This is a genomic window from Nonomuraea sp. NPDC003201, from assembly GCF_053590415.1.
In genome coordinates this window covers 13,414-30,339 of record NZ_JBSFTC010000126.1, presented here as the reverse complement: position 1 = coordinate 30,339, position 16,926 = coordinate 13,414, and the positions used below count along the sequence as shown (strand labels likewise).

The 16,926-nt window shown below is 71.3% G+C and carries 16 protein-coding genes; 6 read left to right on the top strand and 10 right to left on the bottom strand.

Translation table 11 applies throughout. From position 1 onward, the window contains the following. Positions 1 to 522 (top strand): CBS domain-containing protein (locus ACWDX9_RS34165; protein ID WP_449961226.1); only part of this gene is annotated, 522 nt, incomplete at its 5' end. 63 nt (positions 523 to 585) lie between these two features. After that, positions 586 to 1,863 (top strand): aminotransferase class V-fold PLP-dependent enzyme, encoded by a 1,278-nt coding sequence (locus tag ACWDX9_RS34160; RefSeq protein ID WP_449961223.1) that lies wholly within the window; start codon positions 586 to 588, stop codon positions 1,861 to 1,863. 9 nt (positions 1,864 to 1,872) lie between these two features. Here the strand turns inward: ACWDX9_RS34160 and ACWDX9_RS34155 are convergent, their stop codons facing one another. The 7 genes from ACWDX9_RS34155 to ACWDX9_RS34125 all read right to left on the bottom strand — a co-directional run bounded on the left by ACWDX9_RS34155 (position 1,873) and on the right by ACWDX9_RS34125 (position 7,811). Continuing rightward, positions 1,873 to 2,478 carry a response regulator transcription factor gene (locus ACWDX9_RS34155; protein WP_318786876.1) on the bottom strand — a complete coding sequence of 202 codons (606 nt, stop codon included), beginning with the start codon at positions 2,476 to 2,478 and terminating at the stop codon, positions 1,873 to 1,875. Further along, positions 2,475 to 3,617, bottom strand: coding sequence for a sensor histidine kinase (locus ACWDX9_RS34150; protein WP_449961220.1), 1,143 nt, complete (start codon positions 3,615 to 3,617; stop codon positions 2,475 to 2,477). The genes ACWDX9_RS34155 and ACWDX9_RS34150 overlap by 4 nt, the downstream gene beginning before the upstream one ends. Before the next feature lie 231 nt (positions 3,618 to 3,848). Then, the gene (locus ACWDX9_RS34145) at positions 3,849 to 4,583 is read right to left on the bottom strand and encodes an ABC transporter permease (protein WP_449961218.1); all 735 of its coding nucleotides are present in this window, start codon (positions 4,581 to 4,583) and stop codon (positions 3,849 to 3,851) included. Continuing rightward, positions 4,583 to 5,467 carry an ABC transporter ATP-binding protein gene (locus ACWDX9_RS34140; protein ID WP_449961216.1) on the bottom strand — a complete coding sequence of 295 codons (885 nt, stop codon included), beginning with the start codon at positions 5,465 to 5,467 and terminating at the stop codon, positions 4,583 to 4,585. The genes ACWDX9_RS34145 and ACWDX9_RS34140 overlap by 1 nt, the downstream gene beginning before the upstream one ends. Positions 5,468 to 5,560: 93 nt before the next feature. Then, positions 5,561 to 6,406: an ATP phosphoribosyltransferase gene (gene hisG / locus ACWDX9_RS34135; RefSeq protein ID WP_449961215.1), complete on the bottom strand. Its 846-nt coding sequence runs from the start codon at positions 6,404 to 6,406 to the stop codon at positions 5,561 to 5,563. Between the two features lie 64 nt (positions 6,407 to 6,470). Next, positions 6,471 to 6,734 (bottom strand): phosphoribosyl-ATP diphosphatase, encoded by a 264-nt coding sequence (locus ACWDX9_RS34130; RefSeq protein ID WP_192785690.1) that lies wholly within the window; start codon positions 6,732 to 6,734, stop codon positions 6,471 to 6,473. A 114-nt stretch (positions 6,735 to 6,848) separates the two neighbouring features. Further along, entirely contained in the window at positions 6,849 to 7,811 is a 963-nt protein-coding gene (locus tag ACWDX9_RS34125) for an acetylxylan esterase (protein ID WP_449961212.1), read from the bottom strand. A 150-nt stretch (positions 7,812 to 7,961) separates the two neighbouring features. On the opposite strand from ACWDX9_RS34125, the gene ACWDX9_RS34120 reads away from it, so the two are divergent. From ACWDX9_RS34120 to ACWDX9_RS34105, 4 genes are all read left to right on the top strand, one after another. Beyond that, positions 7,962 to 9,002 (top strand): LacI family DNA-binding transcriptional regulator, encoded by a 1,041-nt coding sequence (locus ACWDX9_RS34120; RefSeq protein ID WP_350740085.1) that lies wholly within the window; start codon positions 7,962 to 7,964, stop codon positions 9,000 to 9,002. A 204-nt stretch (positions 9,003 to 9,206) separates the two neighbouring features. Beyond that, positions 9,207 to 10,451: an extracellular solute-binding protein gene (locus ACWDX9_RS34115; protein ID WP_449961209.1), complete on the top strand. Its 1,245-nt coding sequence runs from the start codon at positions 9,207 to 9,209 to the stop codon at positions 10,449 to 10,451. A 57-nt stretch (positions 10,452 to 10,508) separates the two neighbouring features. Further along, entirely contained in the window at positions 10,509 to 11,420 is a 912-nt protein-coding gene (locus tag ACWDX9_RS34110) for a carbohydrate ABC transporter permease (RefSeq protein ID WP_350740079.1), read from the top strand. After that, on the top strand, positions 11,420 to 12,379 hold the full coding sequence (locus ACWDX9_RS34105; RefSeq protein WP_350740076.1) for a carbohydrate ABC transporter permease: 960 nt from the start codon (positions 11,420 to 11,422) through the stop codon (positions 12,377 to 12,379). The genes ACWDX9_RS34110 and ACWDX9_RS34105 overlap by 1 nt, the downstream gene beginning before the upstream one ends. Here the strand turns inward: ACWDX9_RS34105 and ACWDX9_RS34100 are convergent. From ACWDX9_RS34100 to ACWDX9_RS34090, 3 genes are read right to left on the bottom strand one after another with little or no spacing between them, the layout of a single operon-like run. After that, positions 12,369 to 13,313 (bottom strand): glycoside hydrolase family 5 protein, encoded by a 945-nt coding sequence (locus ACWDX9_RS34100; protein ID WP_449961206.1) that lies wholly within the window; start codon positions 13,311 to 13,313, stop codon positions 12,369 to 12,371. The genes ACWDX9_RS34105 and ACWDX9_RS34100 overlap by 11 nt on opposite strands. A gap of 47 nt (positions 13,314 to 13,360) precedes the next feature. Next, positions 13,361 to 15,808: a glycoside hydrolase family 2 protein gene (locus tag ACWDX9_RS34095; protein ID WP_449961203.1), complete on the bottom strand. Its 2,448-nt coding sequence runs from the start codon at positions 15,806 to 15,808 to the stop codon at positions 13,361 to 13,363. A gap of 41 nt (positions 15,809 to 15,849) precedes the next feature. Beyond that, positions 15,850 to 16,905 (bottom strand): LacI family DNA-binding transcriptional regulator, encoded by a 1,056-nt coding sequence (locus ACWDX9_RS34090; protein ID WP_449961201.1) that lies wholly within the window; start codon positions 16,903 to 16,905, stop codon positions 15,850 to 15,852. Between the last annotated feature and the right edge of the window lie 21 nt (positions 16,906 to 16,926).

Below are 16,926 nucleotides of genomic sequence, written 5' to 3'. Positions count from 1 at the left end.
GTGGCGGTGGCCCGCGGCCTCGGCGTGCGGCTGGCGCACGGCCCGCTGCTGGCCCCCGGCCCCGACGGCAAGGTACGGGTGCCGCTCCCGGTCACCGACGAACCGATCTCCGTCATGCTCGGCCCGCGCGTCCAGGAGCTGCTGATCCCGGCGGTGACGCTGCCCGCGGAGGCCAAGGCGGAGGACGCGGTCAAGGCGTTCGGGCACGAGCCGACGATCACCAGCGTGATCCTGGTGGACGAGTTCCAGCGGCCCAAGGGCAGCCTCGACCGCAGCCGGTTCCTGCTGTCGTTCGCGGCCCGGTACGGGCACGCGCTGCACGGTTCGAAGCCGGCGCAGCGGCTGGCCGACCCGCCCCGCACGGTGCCGCGGACGACCCCGGCGATCGCGGCCATGCAGGCGGCGGGCCGGGACTCGGCCCGCGTCTATGACGACCTGGTGGTCACCGACGAGATGAACCGCTGCCTCGGCATCGTCCGCGTCTCCGACCTCATCAGGCAGGTCGCCGCGATCAGGAGTTGACGAACGACTCGCGTGGGGGTCCTGGGCGCGGGCGCGCGACCGGGATAGGAAGTAGCCATGCGGATGGACAGGAGAACCCTGCTCGGGGCGGGGATGCTGACGGGGCTGGCGAGCGCGTGCACGACCAGTACGCCCGCGGTGAAGCCGAAGTTCGACCCCGGCGACTGGGCGTCCGTGCGGGCCCAGTTCGCGCTGGACCCGGCCTACGGGCAGTTCGCGGCGTTCGTGCTGGCGCCGGCCCCGGCCCCGGTCCGCGAGACGATCGCCAGGCACCGCGACGCGCTGGACGCCGACCCCGAGTACACGCCGCCCGGCGCGCAGTCGCCCGACCAGACGGTACGCGAGGCCGCGGCCCGCTATCTGGGCGCCAGGGCGGAGGAGGTCGCGCTGACCGACAGCACCACCATGGGCCTGGCCCTGCTCTACTCCGGCCTCAGGCTGCGCCCCGGCCAGGACGTGCTGACCACCGAGCACGACTTCCTCGCCACCCACGAGGGGCTGCGGCTGCTGGCCGAGCGCACGGGCGCGAAGGTGCGCAAGGTCAGGCTGTACGACGACCCCGCGCGCGCCGACGCCGGCCGGATGGTGGCGGCGATCAAGGCCGGGCTCGGCCCGCGTACCAGGGTGGTCGCGGTCACCTGGGTGCATTCCAGCACCGGCGTGCGCGTGCCCGTCCGCGCCATCGCCGACATGCTCGCCGAGGCGAACAAGGGCCGCGCCGAGCACGACCGGGCGCTGCTGTGCGTGGACGGCGTGCACGGGTTCGGCGCGATGGCCGACGGCCCCGGAGACCTGGGGTGCGACTTCCTGGCCAGTGGCACGCACAAGTGGCTGTTCGGGCCGCGCGGCACCGGCATCGTGTGGGGCAGGGCCTGGGACGCGGTCTCCCCGATCATCGCCAGCTTCAGCGGAGCGTCGTTCCAGGCGTGGCAGGGCGGCGCCTCCCCGGGGGCGAGCACGGCGGAGCTGGTCACGCCGGGCGGTTTCAAGGCGTTCGAGCACCGGTGGGCGATGCCGCAGGCGTTCGGGTTCATGACGGCGATCGGCAAGGACCGGGTGCGGCGGCGCACGCAGGAGCTGGCCACCAGGCTCAAGGACGGCCTGGCCGCGATCCGGCACGTCAATCTGGCCACGCCGCGGGCGCCCGAGCTGTCGGCGGGTCTCGTGTGCTGCTCGATCGAGGGGATGGCGCCGATGGAGGCCGTCGACCGGCTGCACGCGAGCAAGGTGATCGCGAGCGTGACGCCGTACGACCCGCCGCTGCTGCGCTTCGGCACCAGCATCGTGACCACCCCCGAGCAGGTGGACCAGGCGGTCAAGGCGGTCGCCGGGCTCCGCTGAGCCCGGGTGTCAGAGCCAGCCCTGGGCCTTGGCGCGCTGCACCGCCTCGATGCGGTTGCGGGCGTGCGTCTTCTGGATGGCCGAGGACAGGTAGTTGCGCACGGTCCCCTCCGACAGGTGCAGCTTGCCGGCGATGTCGCCGATCGTGGAGCCGTCCACCGCCGCCTCCAGCACGTCGCGCTCCCGCGCCGACAGCGGGTTCGGCCCGGCGCTGAGGGCCGCCGCGGCGAGCCCGGGGTCGATCACCCGCTCCCCCGCGTGCACCCGCCGGATGGCCGCGGCCAGCTCCCTGGCCGGGCTGTCCTTCACCAGGAACGCCGAGGCCCCGGCCTCCATGGCGGTACGCAGGTAGCCGGGCCGCCCGAACGTGGTCAGGATCATCACCCGGCACCCCGGCACCTGCCGCGTGATGCTCGCGCAGGCCGCGAGCCCATCCATGCCGGGCATCTCGATGTCGAGCAGCGCGATGTCGGGCCGGACCTTGGCGGCGACCGCGACCGCCTCCTCCCCGTCGGCGGCCTCGCCGGCCACCTCGATGTCGGGCTCCAGGCCCAGCAGGGATGCCAGCGCGCCGCGTACCATGCCCTGGTCCTCCGCCAGCATCACGCGGATCACGCGCACGCCTCCTTCCCGACCGGCACCAGCACCCGCAGGTGATGGCCGCCGCCCCGCGCCGGGCCCGCCTCCACCGTGCCGCCCGCGCCCGCCACCCGCTCGTTGAGCCCGCTCAGCCCGCTGCCCATCGCGTACGGCCCGTCGCCGCCCGTTCCGTTGTCCATGATCTCCAGGGTGGCGTGTCCGGCCTCCAACGTCACCCTGATCTCGCACCGGGTGGCCCGCGCGTGGCGCACGACGTTGGTGACGCCCTCGCGTACGGACCAGCCGAACAGCCCGTCGAGCAGCTCGGGCAGCGGTGTCCCCGAGACCCGCACCTCGGCCGCCACGCCCGCCGCGCGTAACACGGTCCTGGCGTTGTCGAGCTCCTCGGGCAGGCTGCGCTGCCGGTAGCCGGTGACGGCCTCCCGCACCTCCGTCAGAGCCTTCCTGGCGACGGTCTCGATGTCGGTGATCTCCTTGTGCGCCTGCGGCGAGTCCTCGGACAGCCGTCCGGCCAGCTCGCTCTTGAGCACGATCAGCGACAGGCTGTGCCCGAGCAGGTCGTGCAGGTCGCGGGCGATGCGCAGCCGCTCCTCCGTGGCCGCCAGCCGGGCCACCTCGTCCTGGGCCAGGCGCAGCTTGACGGTCAGCGCCCTGGTGTTGCGCACGCTGATGAACAGCACGCCGAGCGTCAGCACCTGCAGGCCCAGGACGATGATCGTGTCGGCGTCGTCGTGGTTGATCAGGCCGGCGCCGACGACGACGGCCAGCTGGGCGATCACGGCCGCGACGGCCCACAGGGGCGGCAGCGTGAACCCGTACAGCACGACGGTGTAGACCGGCAGGCTCAGCCAGGGGCCGCCGAAGGAGGTGGCGCCCACCACGCCGAGCACGCTGGTCACCAGGAGCAGCGGATAGGTCAGGCGGCTGTGGTCGAATATGCCCTTGTTGATCAGCACCGTCGCGAGGAAGGACGCGACGAACGTGACGAGCAGCACCCCCGCCCACACGGCCCGGGCCCCCGTCAGGGTGCCCCCCACGATGTCGCTGACGGGGAAGACCAGGTAGACCAGGCCCACGGAGATGCCGATCAGCCGCCGCCTGCGCGACGGCTTGCCATCCGCGTCCCCGAAGGTGATCCTCTCGGCGAAGCTCATGGAGACTCCTTGGACGAGGAAACGCGGCGCGACGCCCCGTGTTCCGCTGCAGTGTGTGAGGCGGCGATGACCAAGCCGCCTCCCGCCCGATTCGCAAGATCCTCGCCGCCGGGCCGGCGAAGCGGTGAAACGCCTGTGGAGCTGGTGCAAGACCTCGGGCGGTCGGCGGTGAAGCAGGAAGATCCGACCCGCGAGGGCCGGAATCCCCCGGCTTCGGCTGTGGGGAGGATCTCAAACCCGTACGGTAGCCCGATGATAAAGGTAGGCGGCCGCGCTCCCCAGCGCGACCGCCCATCCGGCGACGACCAGCACGTCCGTCATGGGCAGTCCCTGGCCGGCGACGATGCTCTGGCCCAGCCTGGCGTAGTGGAACGACGGGGTGACGTCCGCGACCGTGCGCAGGGTGTCGCCGAGCACCTCGGGCGGGAACCACAGGCCGCCGGCGATCGCCAGCGCGAACATGCAGATCATCGCGGCCGGCTGGGCGGCGTCGGCCGAGAGCACGGACCCGATGGCCAGGCCCAGCGCGACGAACGGCAGCACGCCGAGCCAGAGCGCGAGCAGCAGCTCCGCCCAGGTGCCGAGCGGCAGCGACACGTGCTGCTGCACCACGGCGGCCAGGCTCACCAGCACCAGCGAGGGCAGCACGAGCACCATGGTGGCGCCGAGCTTGGTCACGATGATCGCCCAGCTCGGCAGCGGGGTGATCTGGAGCTGGCGCAGCCAGCCGGACTGCCGCTCGGTGGCCCACGGCACGGCCGAGCTCATCATGGACGAGGCCAGCGCCCCGTAGGCGGCCATCGACACCATCAGGATGACGCTGTACCTCACGCCGCCCGCGTCGGTCTGGTTGCCGTAGATGTTGGCGTTGATGAGGTAGAGCAGGACGGGGAAGGCGACCACGAAGATCAGGTAGCGCCGGTTGCGCAGCATCCGCAGGGCCTCGGTCTTGGCGTAGTAGAGCATCAGGACTCCCTGGTGAGGGCGAGGAAGGCGGATTCGAGGTCGGCGCTGGAGAGCTTCAGCTCGCTCACGTCGAGGGTGGTGCCCCGGTAGAGCGCGGCGAGGGTGGCGTCGGTGTCGGAGGTGTGCAGGGTGACGACGCCGCCGGCGACCTCCACGGCGGTCACCCCGGGCAGCCGGTCGAGCCCGGCCGCGGGCTGCTCGCCGAGGGCGAAGCTGACGGTGTGGCCGCCGGCCCCGGCCTTGATCTCGGCGGCGGTGCCGTCGGCGGCCAGCCGGCCCTTGGCGATGACGATCACCCGGTCGGAGTGCTCGTCGGCCTCCTCCAGGTAGTGGGTGGCGAACAGCACGGTCCTGCCGTTGGAGGCGTAGTCGTGCATGCTGGCCCAGAAGCGCAGTCGCGATTCCACGTCCATGGCCGCGGTCGGCTCGTCGAGCAGCAGGATCTTGGGCGCCCCCGCGATGGCCAGGGCGAACCTGACGCGCTGCGACTGGCCGCCGGACAGCTTGTTCGCCCGCCGGCCCGCGAGCTCGGTCAGGTCGGCCAGCTTGAGGATCTCGTCCAGGGCGAGGGGGCGCGGGTAGAGGCGGCGTACCAGGTCGATGAGCTCTTTGACGGACAGCTCGGGGATGAGCGCGCCGTTCTGGAGCATGGCGCCCATCTGGCCGGCCCGGACGGCCTCGTCGGGGGTGCGGCCGTGCACGGCGACCGTGCCCGCGGTGGGCTTGAGCAGGCCGAGCAGGAGGTTGATGGAGGTGGACTTGCCGGCGCCGTTGGGGCCGAGCAGGGCCACGGTGTTGCCTGGCTCGATCGCGAGGGAGAGGTCGTCGACGGCGAGCACGTCCCCGTAGTGCTTGCTGACATGGTCGAACACGATGGCGTTCATGAAAAGAACGCTATGGCCGCGGCTTCCGGCCGGTTAGTGCGTTACCTCCGGCGTTGGCCGTGACATTTGTCAGGCCAACGCCGGGGCCGGACGTCACACGCGGCAGGCGTAGATGTCGGTGATCAGGATCGCCCGCGCGCCGATGTCCCAGAGCTGGTCCATCACCAGCTGGTGGCCCTGGCGGCGGACCATGACGCGCACGGCCACCCAGCCCTCGCGGTGCAGCGGGGAGACGGTGGGGCCCTCCATGCCGGGGGTGAGCGCGATGGCCTCCTCGATGCGCTCGGCCCGGATGTCGTAGTCCATCATCACGAAGTCGCGGGCGTGCACGACGCCCTGGACACGGCGGACGAGCTGCTGGACGGCGGGCGTGTCGGGCGAGCTCTGCTGCTTGATCAGCACCGCCTCCGAGCGCATGATCGGCTCGCCGAACACCTCCAGGCCGACGTTGCGCAGCGTGGTGCCGGTCTCGACGACGTCGGCCACCGCGTCGGCCACGCCGAGCCGGATGGCGGTCTCGACGGCGCCGTCGAGCTTGATCACGCGGGCGTCGACGCCCTCGTCGGAGAGGTATTTGTCGAGCAGGCCCGCGTAGGAGGTGGCGATGCGGCGGCCGTTGAGGTCGGCGGCGGAGGTCATCGTGCCGGCCGCGGCGGCCAGGCGGAAGGTGGAGCCGCCGAAGCCGAGCGGCATGATCTCCTCGACCGGCGCGCCGGAGTCGACCAGCATGTCACGGCCGGTGATGCCGACGTCGAGCGTGCCTTCGCCGACGTAGACGGCGATGTCGCGGGGTCGCAGGAAGAACAGCTCGCAGCCGTTGGCCTCGTCGACGACGACGAGCTCCTTGCTGTCGCGGCGGGGCCGGTAACCGGCCTCCTTGAGCATGTTCTGGGCCGCCTCGCTGAGCGAGCCCTTGTTGGGTACTGCCAGACGCAGCATGTTCGGGTCCTCGATCTGTCTCGCTGTTGCTTCTCCAGGGGCTGGGTGGCGGGCGCCGGGCGCCCTAGAGATGCTTGTAGACCTGGTCGAGGCCGATGCCCTTGGCGATCATGAGCACCTGCACGTGGTAGAGGAGCTGGGAGATCTCCTCGGCGGCCCTGTCGTCTGACTCGTGCTCGGCGGCCATCCAGCTCTCGGCGGCCTCCTCGACGACCTTCTTGCCGATGGCATGGACGCCGGCGTCGAGGGCGGCCACGGTGCCCGAGCCCTCGGGCCGGGTCCTGGCCTTCTCGGACAGCTCGGCGAACAGCTCTTCGAAGGTCTTCATGGTCTCTCTCGTCGGTCGGCTGACGTGCTTGTCAAGCCTAGTCTGCGCGAGAGGGTGACGCCGCCCCGCGTCCGCCACGCGAGACGGCCTCACCGAAGGGCCGACGGGGCGTTCTCAGCCGAGCGCCTTCCTGGCTCTCGCGATCCGCTCCATGGCGTGCGCGGACTCGCCGCCCTCGTGCCCGTTGTACGGGTAGACCTTGATGTCCTTCTCCCCGGCGTAGTGGTTGTAGGCGGCGAACACCGTGGACGGCGGCGTGATCCCGTCCTGCAGCCCCACCGAGAAGAGGGCGGGCGTGGCGGCGCGGGCGGCGAAGTTGACGCCGTCGAAGTAGGCCAGGGTCTCGAAGACGGGCTCGACCTTCTCCTTGAACGCGCGGCAGTAGGCGGCGATCTCGGCGTACGGATGTTCGCCGGTGATCTCCGTGGCGTGCCGGATGTGGCACATGAACGGCACGTCCAGGAAGGCGCAGGCGAGGCCGGGCACCAGCGCGGAAGCGGCCAGCGCGATCGCCCCGCCCTGGCTGGCGCCGCCGACCGCGACCGTGCCCACCCGGGGGTGGGCCCTGGCGGCCTCGACGGCGCGCACCGCGTCGGTGTAGAGCCGCCGGTAGTAGTAGGCGTCCGGGTCGTGGATGCCGCTGGTCATGACGCCGGGCGTGGTGGGGCCGGAGCCGGGATGGGGGTCGGCGGTGTCGCCGCGCCGCCACCCGCCGGCCCCCTGGCCCCGGCTGTCCATGGCGAAGACGGCGTAGCCGAGGCTGGGCCAGAGCAGCCAGTCGATCGGCAGCCCGCGTCCGCCGCCGTAGCCCTGGTACTCGACCACGCACGGCACCGGCCCGGCGGCCTGGCGCGGGACGAGCAGCCAGCCCTTGATCGGATGGCCGCCGAAGCCGGCGAAGGTGACGTCGAACACCTCGGCGGTGGTCAGCGGGGAGGCCACGGGGGTGAACTCGGGGGCGAGGTCGTGGGTGCGGGCCTCGGCGAGCGTGCGCTCCCAGAAGGCGTCGAAGTCGGCGGGCTCGGCGCGTTCGGGGAGATACTCGCGTAGCCGGGCGAGTGGCATGTCTACGAACATCGGCACTCCTGGAGGACACATCGGGGTGCCCTCACCGTAACGGTGATCGCGCCGGCGCGATCATCCGGTCGCGGGGGCGAGCGTCCGGCGCCAGGAGAGCCGCAGTTATCGCTGATACGGTTCAGTGAAAGTTTCAGAGAGGAGCACGGGGTGAAGAGGCCAACGATCGCCGACATCGCCAGACGGGCCGGCGTGTCCAAGGGGGCTGTCTCCTACGCGCTGAACGGCCAGCCCGGTGTCTCCGCCGAGACCAGGGCGCGCATCCAGGCGATCGCCCAGGAGATCGGCTGGCGGCCCAACGTGGCCGCGCGCTCGCTCAGCGGCGCCAGGGCCGACGCCATCGGCCTGGTCCTGTGCCGCCCTGCGCGCTTCCTCGGTGTGGAGCCGTTCTTCATGGAGCTGATCAGCGGCATCGAGGGCGAGCTGGCGGCCAGCTCGTGCGCGCTGATGCTGCAGGTGGTGGCCGACCACGAGGCCGAGATCGCGGTCTACCGGCGCTGGTGGGGCGAGGGCCGGGTGGACGGCGCGATCCTGGTCGACCTGCACGCGGACGACCCCCGGATACCGGTGGTCGAGCGGCTGGGCATGCCCGCGGTGGTGACCGGCCACCCGTCGGGCACCGGCTCGCTGCCCTCGGTGTGGTCGGACGAGGTGGCCGTGCTGCGCGAGGTGGTCGAGTATCTGGCGGCGCTCGGCCACCGGCACATCGCCAGGGTGGCCGGGCTGCCGGCGCTGCTGCACACGAGGATCAGGGACGAGGCGTTCGCGGAGCTCTGCGCCGAGTCGGGCGTCGGCGAGCACCCGGTCGTCCACACCGACTACACGGGCGAGCAGGGCGCCCGCGCGACCAGGCGGCTGCTCAGCTCCCGGGCCAGGCCCACCGCGATCGTCTACGACAACGACATCATGGCGGTGGCGGGGCTGTCGGTCGCCCAGGAGATGCGCCTGGACGTCCCCGCCGAGCTGTCGATCGTGGGCTGGGACGACTCGCCGCTCTCCCAGGTGGTGCGGCCGTCGCTGACCGCGGTGACCCGGGACATCCCCGCCTGCGGCGCGCACGCCGCCCAGACCCTGCTCCGGCTGATCGGCAGCGGGGAGACGGGGAGCCTGGAGGGGCCGCCGGCGCGCCTGCTGCCCCGGGGCAGCACCGCCCCCGCGGGCCGTGACCGAACCGTTTCACGGGCGATGTAGCCACAGGTCAGCGGCTCCATAAGGGGAAACATTTCAGCAATCTCCAAGGCTGGCTATTGTAACTTACCCGTTTAAGTGGTGAGATCCCTACACCATTGAATTTGGGCGCCAGTCGTGGGGATGCCCTCGCACATCCGCACGCCCTTCGCAGGGAGTCCCGGCGCCCATCCGACCGATAGATCGGACAGCCCCATGCGACGAACGATGGCAGCGTGCAGCGCGGTCCTGCTGACGGTCCTGAGCGCGGCCTGCGCCACGAGTGGCCAGACGCAGACCAAGCAGGCAGACCAGAACGCCCCCGCGACCCTGTCCTTCTGGTCCACGGGCGGAGACGACGAGACCGCGACCTTCCAGAAGGCGGCCGACCTCTACCACCAGAAGCACCCGAACGTGACGGTCAAGGTGCAGACCCTGTCGTGGAGCGACGCGTACGCCAAGTTGCTGGCCGCGGCCACCAGTCGCAACGGGCCCGACATCATCTCCGGCGGCATGACCTGGACCATCCAGTTCGGCACCAGGGGCGCCATGGTGGACCTGCGCAAGTACGGCGCCGACTCGCTCAAGGCGCAGGCGCTGCCCGCCCAGTGGGAGTCGGCCATCTCCCCTGACGGCTCGGTGTACGGCGTGCCGCTGGACATGTCGACCCTGGCCCTCTACTACCGCACCGATCTGCTGGAGAAGGCCAAGGTCGAGCCGCCCAAGACCTGGGAGGAGCTGACCGCGGCCATCGACAAGCTCAAGGCCGCCGGCGTGAAGAAGCCCTACAGCCAGGACTGGGGCAACCTGGACTGGATCGGCTACTTCAACTACCTCTACCAGGCGGGCGGCTCGTTCTACACCGCCGACTGCAAGCCCTCGCTCAACACCCCGGAGGCCGAGAAGGCGCTGACGTACTGGGCCGACCTGTACAAGAAGCACGGCGCGCCGACCGCCACCGTGGAGGGCTCCGACGCGCTGGACACCGGCACCGCGATGGTGGTGGCGGGCAACTGGATCGCCAAGGGCATCGACATCAACAAGCCGAAGCTGAAGGGCAAGTGGGCGATGTCCACGATCCCCGCGGGGCCCGCCGGGCCGACCGCGTTCATCGGCGGCCGGGCGATCGGCGTGACCTCCTTCAGCAAGTACGTCGAGACGGGCGCGGACTTCGTCACGTTCATGTACAGCGATGAGGCCATCGCCGCGATCTCGGACGAGGCCAGGAAGCGGAACATCTCCTACATCTCACCGCGGGCCGACAAGATCGTGAACGGCTCGGTGTTCGCGCCCGAGCAGGCTCAGGTGTTCGAGGCGTCGATCAAGACGGGCAAGGCCGCGCCGGGCTGCCCGGGCTGGGACGAGAGCGCGCCGGACGTGACCAAGCAGCTCCAGTCGGTCATCCTGGGCAAGTCGGATGCCAAGACCGCGCTGGCGGAGGCCGCCAAGGTCATGGAGCGCAACGCCGGTTAGCCGCTCGCCGGGACCGGCGCGGGCCCGGTCCCGGCCCCGATGATCCAGGAGTCTGACATGGCCTCCCCCATCCCCCTGCGCAGCAGGCTGCGCCGCTACGGCACCTCGTACGCGATGCTGCTGCCCTTCCTCGCACTGTTCGCGGGCTTTCTGATCTGGCCGCTGGCCAACTCTCTCTATCTGAGCTTCACGAAGTTCGACGGGATCAACCCCGCCGCGTTCACCGGCCTGGAGAACTTCCAGCAGCTGGCCTCGGACGCCAGGTTCCGCCACGCGCTGGGCAACACGGCCCTGTACGTGGTCGCGTCGGTCGTGCTCGGCACGCTGCTGTCGCTGGGCCTCGCGCTGGCCTTCAGCGGCACGAGCTGGCTGCACCGGATCATGCGCACGGTGTTCTTCCTGCCGTCGGTGACCTCCTCCATCGCGCTCATGCTGATGTGGAAGTGGGTCCTCTACCCCAGCGACGTGGGCCTGGCCAACACCATCGTGGGCTGGTTCGGCGGCAAGGCCGTGGCCTGGCTGGCCACGCCGGGGCTGACGATCCCCATCCTGGTGGTGATGTCGGTGTGGGGCGGCATGGGCTACGGCATGGTGCTGTACGTGGCCGGCCTCGGCTCGATCCCCGAGGAGTACTACGAGGCGGCCAAGATCGACGGCGCCTCGACCTGGCACCGCTTCCGCCACATCACGCTGCCGCTGCTGCGTCCCGTCACCACGTACGTGGTGGTGACCGGCCTGATCGGCGCCTTCCAGGTGTTCGAGGCCGTCTACATCGTCTTCTCGTCGGGCGCCAACACCATCGGCGGCGTGCTCGACTCGGGCCTGATGATCGTCCCCTACCTCTACGACCAGGGATTCACCCACTTCAGGCTGGGCTACGCCTCGGCGATCGCCTGGGTGCTCTTCCTGATCATCTTCGTGCTGAGCCTCGTCAACCTGCGCGTGGGCCGCGCCATGAAGGAGCTGTGATGGCCGTCGCCCCGATGGACACGATCGCCCCCGCGCCGCAGCCGTCCCGGCACGCGGCCCCGGCGGGCGGCAGCCGGCGCGCGAAGATCAACGGGCATCTGCTGCGCCTGCCGTTCTACCTGCTGGCGCTGACGATGATCGCGCCGTTCTACTGGCTGCTCATCACGGTGTTCAAGCCGCCGAGAGAGCTGGCCAGGACGCCGCCGTCGTTCGTGCCGCAGTCCCCCACGGTCGCCAACTTCTACGACACGGAGTGGAGCCCCAAGGGGATCAACCCCGGCCACCTGGCGGGCATCTTCCAGCGCTACCAGGTGGACATGGGGTTCTGGCGGTTCATGCTCAACAGCCTCGTCATCACCACCGCCATCACCGTCGGGTCGCTGCTGATCTGCTCGCTGGCCGCGTACGTGATCTCCAAGCACGACATCAAGGGCCGGCGGACGATCTTCCTGCTGATCATCGCCTCGATGATGGTGCCCTGGCAGACGACGCTGATCCCCAACTACGTGATCATGCGGAACCTGGGCTGGCTGGACAACTACGCCGCCTACATCGTGCCGGCGCTGGCCAAGGCGTTCGTGCTGTTCTTCCTGGTGCAGTTCCTGCAGTCGCTGCCGAACGAGCTGATCCAGGCGGCCAGGGTGGACGGCGCCGGGGAGTGGCGGATCTGGTGGAAGATCGTGCTGCCGCTGCTGCGGCCGGCGCTCGCCGCGATGTCGATCTTCATCGTGCTCGCGGAGTGGAACAACTTCCTCTGGCCGCTCATCATCGTCCAGAGCGACGAGATGGCGAACATACCCGTCGCACTGGCCAGGCTCAACTCCTACTACGTGGGACCCGATCACCAAGGCGCGATCATGGCGGGCGGGCTGCTCGCGTCGGTCCCGACGATCGTCTTCTTCGTGATCTTCCAGAAGTACTTCACCCGCGGCATCGCCCTCAGCGGCCTCAAGGGCTGACCCGGTGCGCCTGGAGCAGCTCCAGGAGGTCCCGGTCCACCGGGAACCCGTCGAGCTGCTCGAAGCGCGCACCGGGCCGCCGGTGCCCGATCACCCCGAACGGCCCCTGGAACTCCCACAACGCGTATCCCCAGCCGAACGAGGCGAACACGCCGAGCACGTCGGACAGCCAGCGCAGCGCGACGTCGTTCGGCGTGTGGTCGTAGCAGCCGAACTCGCCCACGTGGACGGGCACACCCTGCCCCGCCACCTCGCGCCACGGGGCGTAGAAGTCGCGCAGCGCGGCCCGGTCCCAGCGTTGTCCCTGGTGGTCGCAGGGGTAGGCAGGCTCGGCCAGGCCCTGTGAGCCGGGCCACCACTCGGCCCGGTAGTGGCTGACGCTCATCGGCGCGTAGCCGCGGGTGCTGTGGACCACGCCGAGGTCGGCCAGCTCCGGCACGGCCAGGTGGCCGCCGCCCAGCCCGTCGATCACGATCGGCCGGTCCGGGTCGGCCCGCCGGATCTCCGCCACTACGCGGCGGATCACCGTCTCGTGCGCCGCTCTGGTGAACCCCCGCTCCCCCACCGACGGCGGCTCGTTGACGAGGTCGAACGAGAGCTCGTCGCCGGGCACGCCCCGGTAGCGGCGGGCGAATCCGGTCCAGATGGCGGCGAAGCCATCCTGCGCCTCGAGGTCGGCCCAGAGGTTGTGGTGCTCGCTCTCCCAGCCGGTGATCACGTAGCCGGGGGCCCGGTGGAGGTTGAGCGAGAGGTGCAGGCCGCGCTCGCGGCAGGCGTCGAGGTAGGTGTCCAGCACCTCGAGCACGCGCTCGTCGGGGTGGGCGTAGTCGAGCCCGTCGGTCCAGAAGCGGTAGTCGCACGGCATGCGGACGAAGTCGAAGCCCCACCCGGCGATCGCGTCCAGCACCCGCTCGTCCACGGGCGCGGGCTTCACGCCAGAATCCTTCCAGAACATCCACTGCAGGTTGAACCCGTACCGCCTCATGCTCCCGCCACCACATCGTTGACGCAGCGCAGCACCGGCACGCGGACCAGCGCCTGCTCGTCCAGGCCCGCCGTGCTGATGAGGAACTCGGCCCGCTCGCCCGGCAGCAGCGTGACGAGCTGGTCGTCGGCCTCGGCGGCCGGGTCCAGCCGGTCGGGGAAGACGGCCAGGTCGCGCAGGAGCGTGCGCGCGGTGACCGTCAGCCGGAGCCCGCCGGGGACGGCCTCGGCCGCGGTGTCGTAACGCGGCTCGGGCAGGCGCAGGTCCCGGTCGGGCGCGAAGAACCACAGCGCCCGCGCCACCGCCGGCTCGGCGAAGGCGGCGATCGGCCCGCGCACCTGGTCGTCCGGCCCGGCCGACCCGGTGATCGAGGCGGTGATCAGCTCGCTCGCCGGGTCGCCCGGCTCGGCGACGGGCGCGGCCAGCGGCAGGGTGACGACCGCCCGGGGCGGCACGTCCAGCGCGAGGTCCTGCGCCGCGAGCACGCTGCCGTCGAAGCCGTGCCGTACGGCCCGCGCCGACGCCCGCCACGGCCGCGCGCTGTCGTTGACGGCGACCAGCGCCATCCCGCCGTCACGCGGCTGCACCGTCAGCAGCCGATCGGCGTACGCCCTGCGCAGCGCGTGGAACAGCGGCTTCCTCCGCCCGTCCCCGTCCACGGCCGACCACGACGTGACCGGCCAGCAGTCGTTGAGCTGCCACACCACGCTGCCCGCGCAGTGCGGCCACAGGGCCCTGAAGTGCTCCACCCCGAGCTGGATGGCACGCGCCTGGTTGACCTGGGTGAGGTAGTGCCAGTCGTCGAAGGTCCCGGGGACCGGGAAGTGCGGCTTGAGCCCGGCGGCCAGCTTGAGGTTGCCGTCGACGGCCTTCTGGTGGTGCAGCAGGCCCCGGGAGTCGGGCAGCAGCGGCTCGTCGCTGATCGCCCGGCGGATCGTGGCGTACGCGGCGGGCCCCTGGAACCCGAACTCGGCGGCCATGCGGGGCCGGTAGTCGCGGTAGACGGTGTAGTCGCGTTCGTTCCACACGTCCCAGATGTGCATGGTGCCGCGGGCCGGGTCGTTGGGCGGCAGGTCCATGGAGCCCGAGTAGGGGCTGCCCGGCCAGTACGGGCGGGTCGGGTCCAGCTCGGCCACGACGCGCGGCAGCGTCTCCAGGTAGAAGCCGCCTCCCCAGCTGCGTCCCTGGAGCGGCTCCTGCCAGCCCCAGTCGGCGTAGCCCTCGATGTTCTCGTTGTTGCCGCACCACAGGACCAGGCTCGGGTGCGCGCTCAGCCTGGCGACCTGCTCGCGCGCCTCCGCCTCCACCTCCGCCCCGATCGGGTCCTCCTCGGGGTAGGCGGCGCAGGCGAACGGGAAGTCCTGCCAGACCATCAGCCCGAGCCGGTCGCACAGGTCGTAGAAGTCCTCGCTCTCGTACAGGCCGCCGCCCCACACGCGGACGAGGTTGACGTTCGTCTCGCAGGCCTGGGCGAGCCGGGCGGCGTAGCGGTCGCGGCCCACCCTGGTGGGGAAGCAGTCGTCGGGGATCCAGTTGACCCCTCTGACGAACACCTCGACCCCGTTGACGGCCAGGGTGAACGCGCCGCCCTCGGTACGCAGGCGCACCTCGCGCAGCCCGATCTCGCGGCGCCACACGTCCTCGCCGGCCGTCACCTCGAGCTCGTGGAGCGGCTGCTCGCCGTACCCGCGCGGCCACCACAGCTCCGGGTCGGGCACCTCCAGCGTGAGCACGGCCTCGTCGCCGTCCTCGGGGATCACGGCGCGGGCCGTCACCCCCTTGATCGCCGCGCTCACCTCGGCGGCGCCCGTCTTCTCCACCCGGACGTGCACGTCCACCCTGGCTGTCCCGTCCTCGACGGTCACCAGCGGCCGGACCTCGGCGATCCTGGCCCCGCTCCACTCGTGCAGCCCGATCGGCCGCCAGATGCCCGCCGTGATCAGCGTCGGGCCCCAGTCCCAGCCGAAGTTGCAGGCCATCTTCCTGATGAAGTTGTAGGGCTGGGTGTAGGCGCCCGGCCGGTGGCCGAGCTCCTCCCGCAGCCGCTCGGCGTATTCGAGCGCCGACCCGAACGTGACCGTCAGCCGGTTGCTCCCGGTCCGCAGCGCGTGGCGGACGTCGAACCGGTACGAGCGGTGCATGTTCGCGGACTCGCCCACCCGCACGCCGTTGAGCTCGACGGCCGCCACGGTGTCGAGCCCCTGGCACACGAGGTCGACGTGCTCGTGACCGGTGCCGTCCCACGAGAACTCCGTCTCGTAACGCCACTCGGTGCGCCCGATCCAGGCCAGGTGGGTCTCGTTGTCGTCGAGGTAGGGATCGGGGATCAGCCCCGCGGCGAGCAGGTCGGTGTGCACGCAACCTGGGACGGTGGCCGGGGCCCGCACGTCGCCGCTCGCGGAGCGGACGGTCCAGGCTTCATGAAGGGGGCGGAACGGGCTCATCAACCCTCCGGGCTCGAGCAGCGGGAATGGCAATCGCATCACTAAACCCGTTTAGTTTCAATGTTTCCGGCCATTAACTGAACGGGTTCACGTACGGGCGCGGTGCTGCCTCTGCTGACCATGCGCGGGTTGGCCTGGCGTCCGTCGGCCACCTCGCGGCCCCGCACCAGATCGAGCAGGGCGCGGGCGGCGTGGGCGCCGCAGGCGGCGATGTCCCTGCTGACCGCCGTCAGGTGCGGCCGGGCCAGCAGGCACAGAGCGGAGTCGTCCCAGGCCACGACGGACAGCTCGCCGGGCACCGAGATCCCGGCCTCGCGGGCGGCGGCGGTGCCCGCGACCGCCATCACGTCGTTGTCGTACACGATGGCGGTGGGCCGGTCCGGCCCGCGCAGGAGGTCGAGCGTGGCGCGCTCGCCGCTCTCGCCGCTGTAGTCGGCGTACACGGTGACGCTCTCGACGCCCAGCCGCGCGGCGGTGGCCCGCATGGCGGCGGTCCTGACGCCGGTGTGCATGAGCTCCTCGGGGCCCGCGACCCTGGCGATCCTGCGGTGCCCCAGCCCGGCCAGGTGCTCGATCACGGCGGCGAGCGCGCCGCCGTCGTCGATCCACACGGCGGGCAGCCGCCCGGTCCCGCCGGGGCCGCCGATCACGACGGCGGGCAGCCGCAGCTCCTCCAGCACGGCGACCCTGGCGTCCGCGACCCGCAGGTCCACGACGAACACCCCGGCGACCCGGTGCTGCGCCCACCATTTGCGGTAGATCGCGATCTCGGCCTCGTGGTCCTCGGTCATCTGCAGCAGCAGCCCCACGGACGCGGCCGACAGCGTGGCCTCGATGCCGGAGATCAGCTGCATGAAGAACGGCTCCAGCCCCAGCGTGCGCGCCGGGCGGTCCACAAGCAGGCCCAGCACGTCGGGCCGGCCGTCGAACAGGGCCCGCGCCAGGCTGTTGGGCTGCCAGCCCAGCTCGGCGGCGATGGCCTGGATGCGGCGGCGCGTCTCGCTGGAGACGCCGGGACGGCCGTTCAGCGCGAATGACACGGCCCCTTTCGAGACGCCGGCCCTGCGCGCGATGTCGTCGATCGTGGGTCGCTTCATCGGCCGCCCCTTGGATTTACC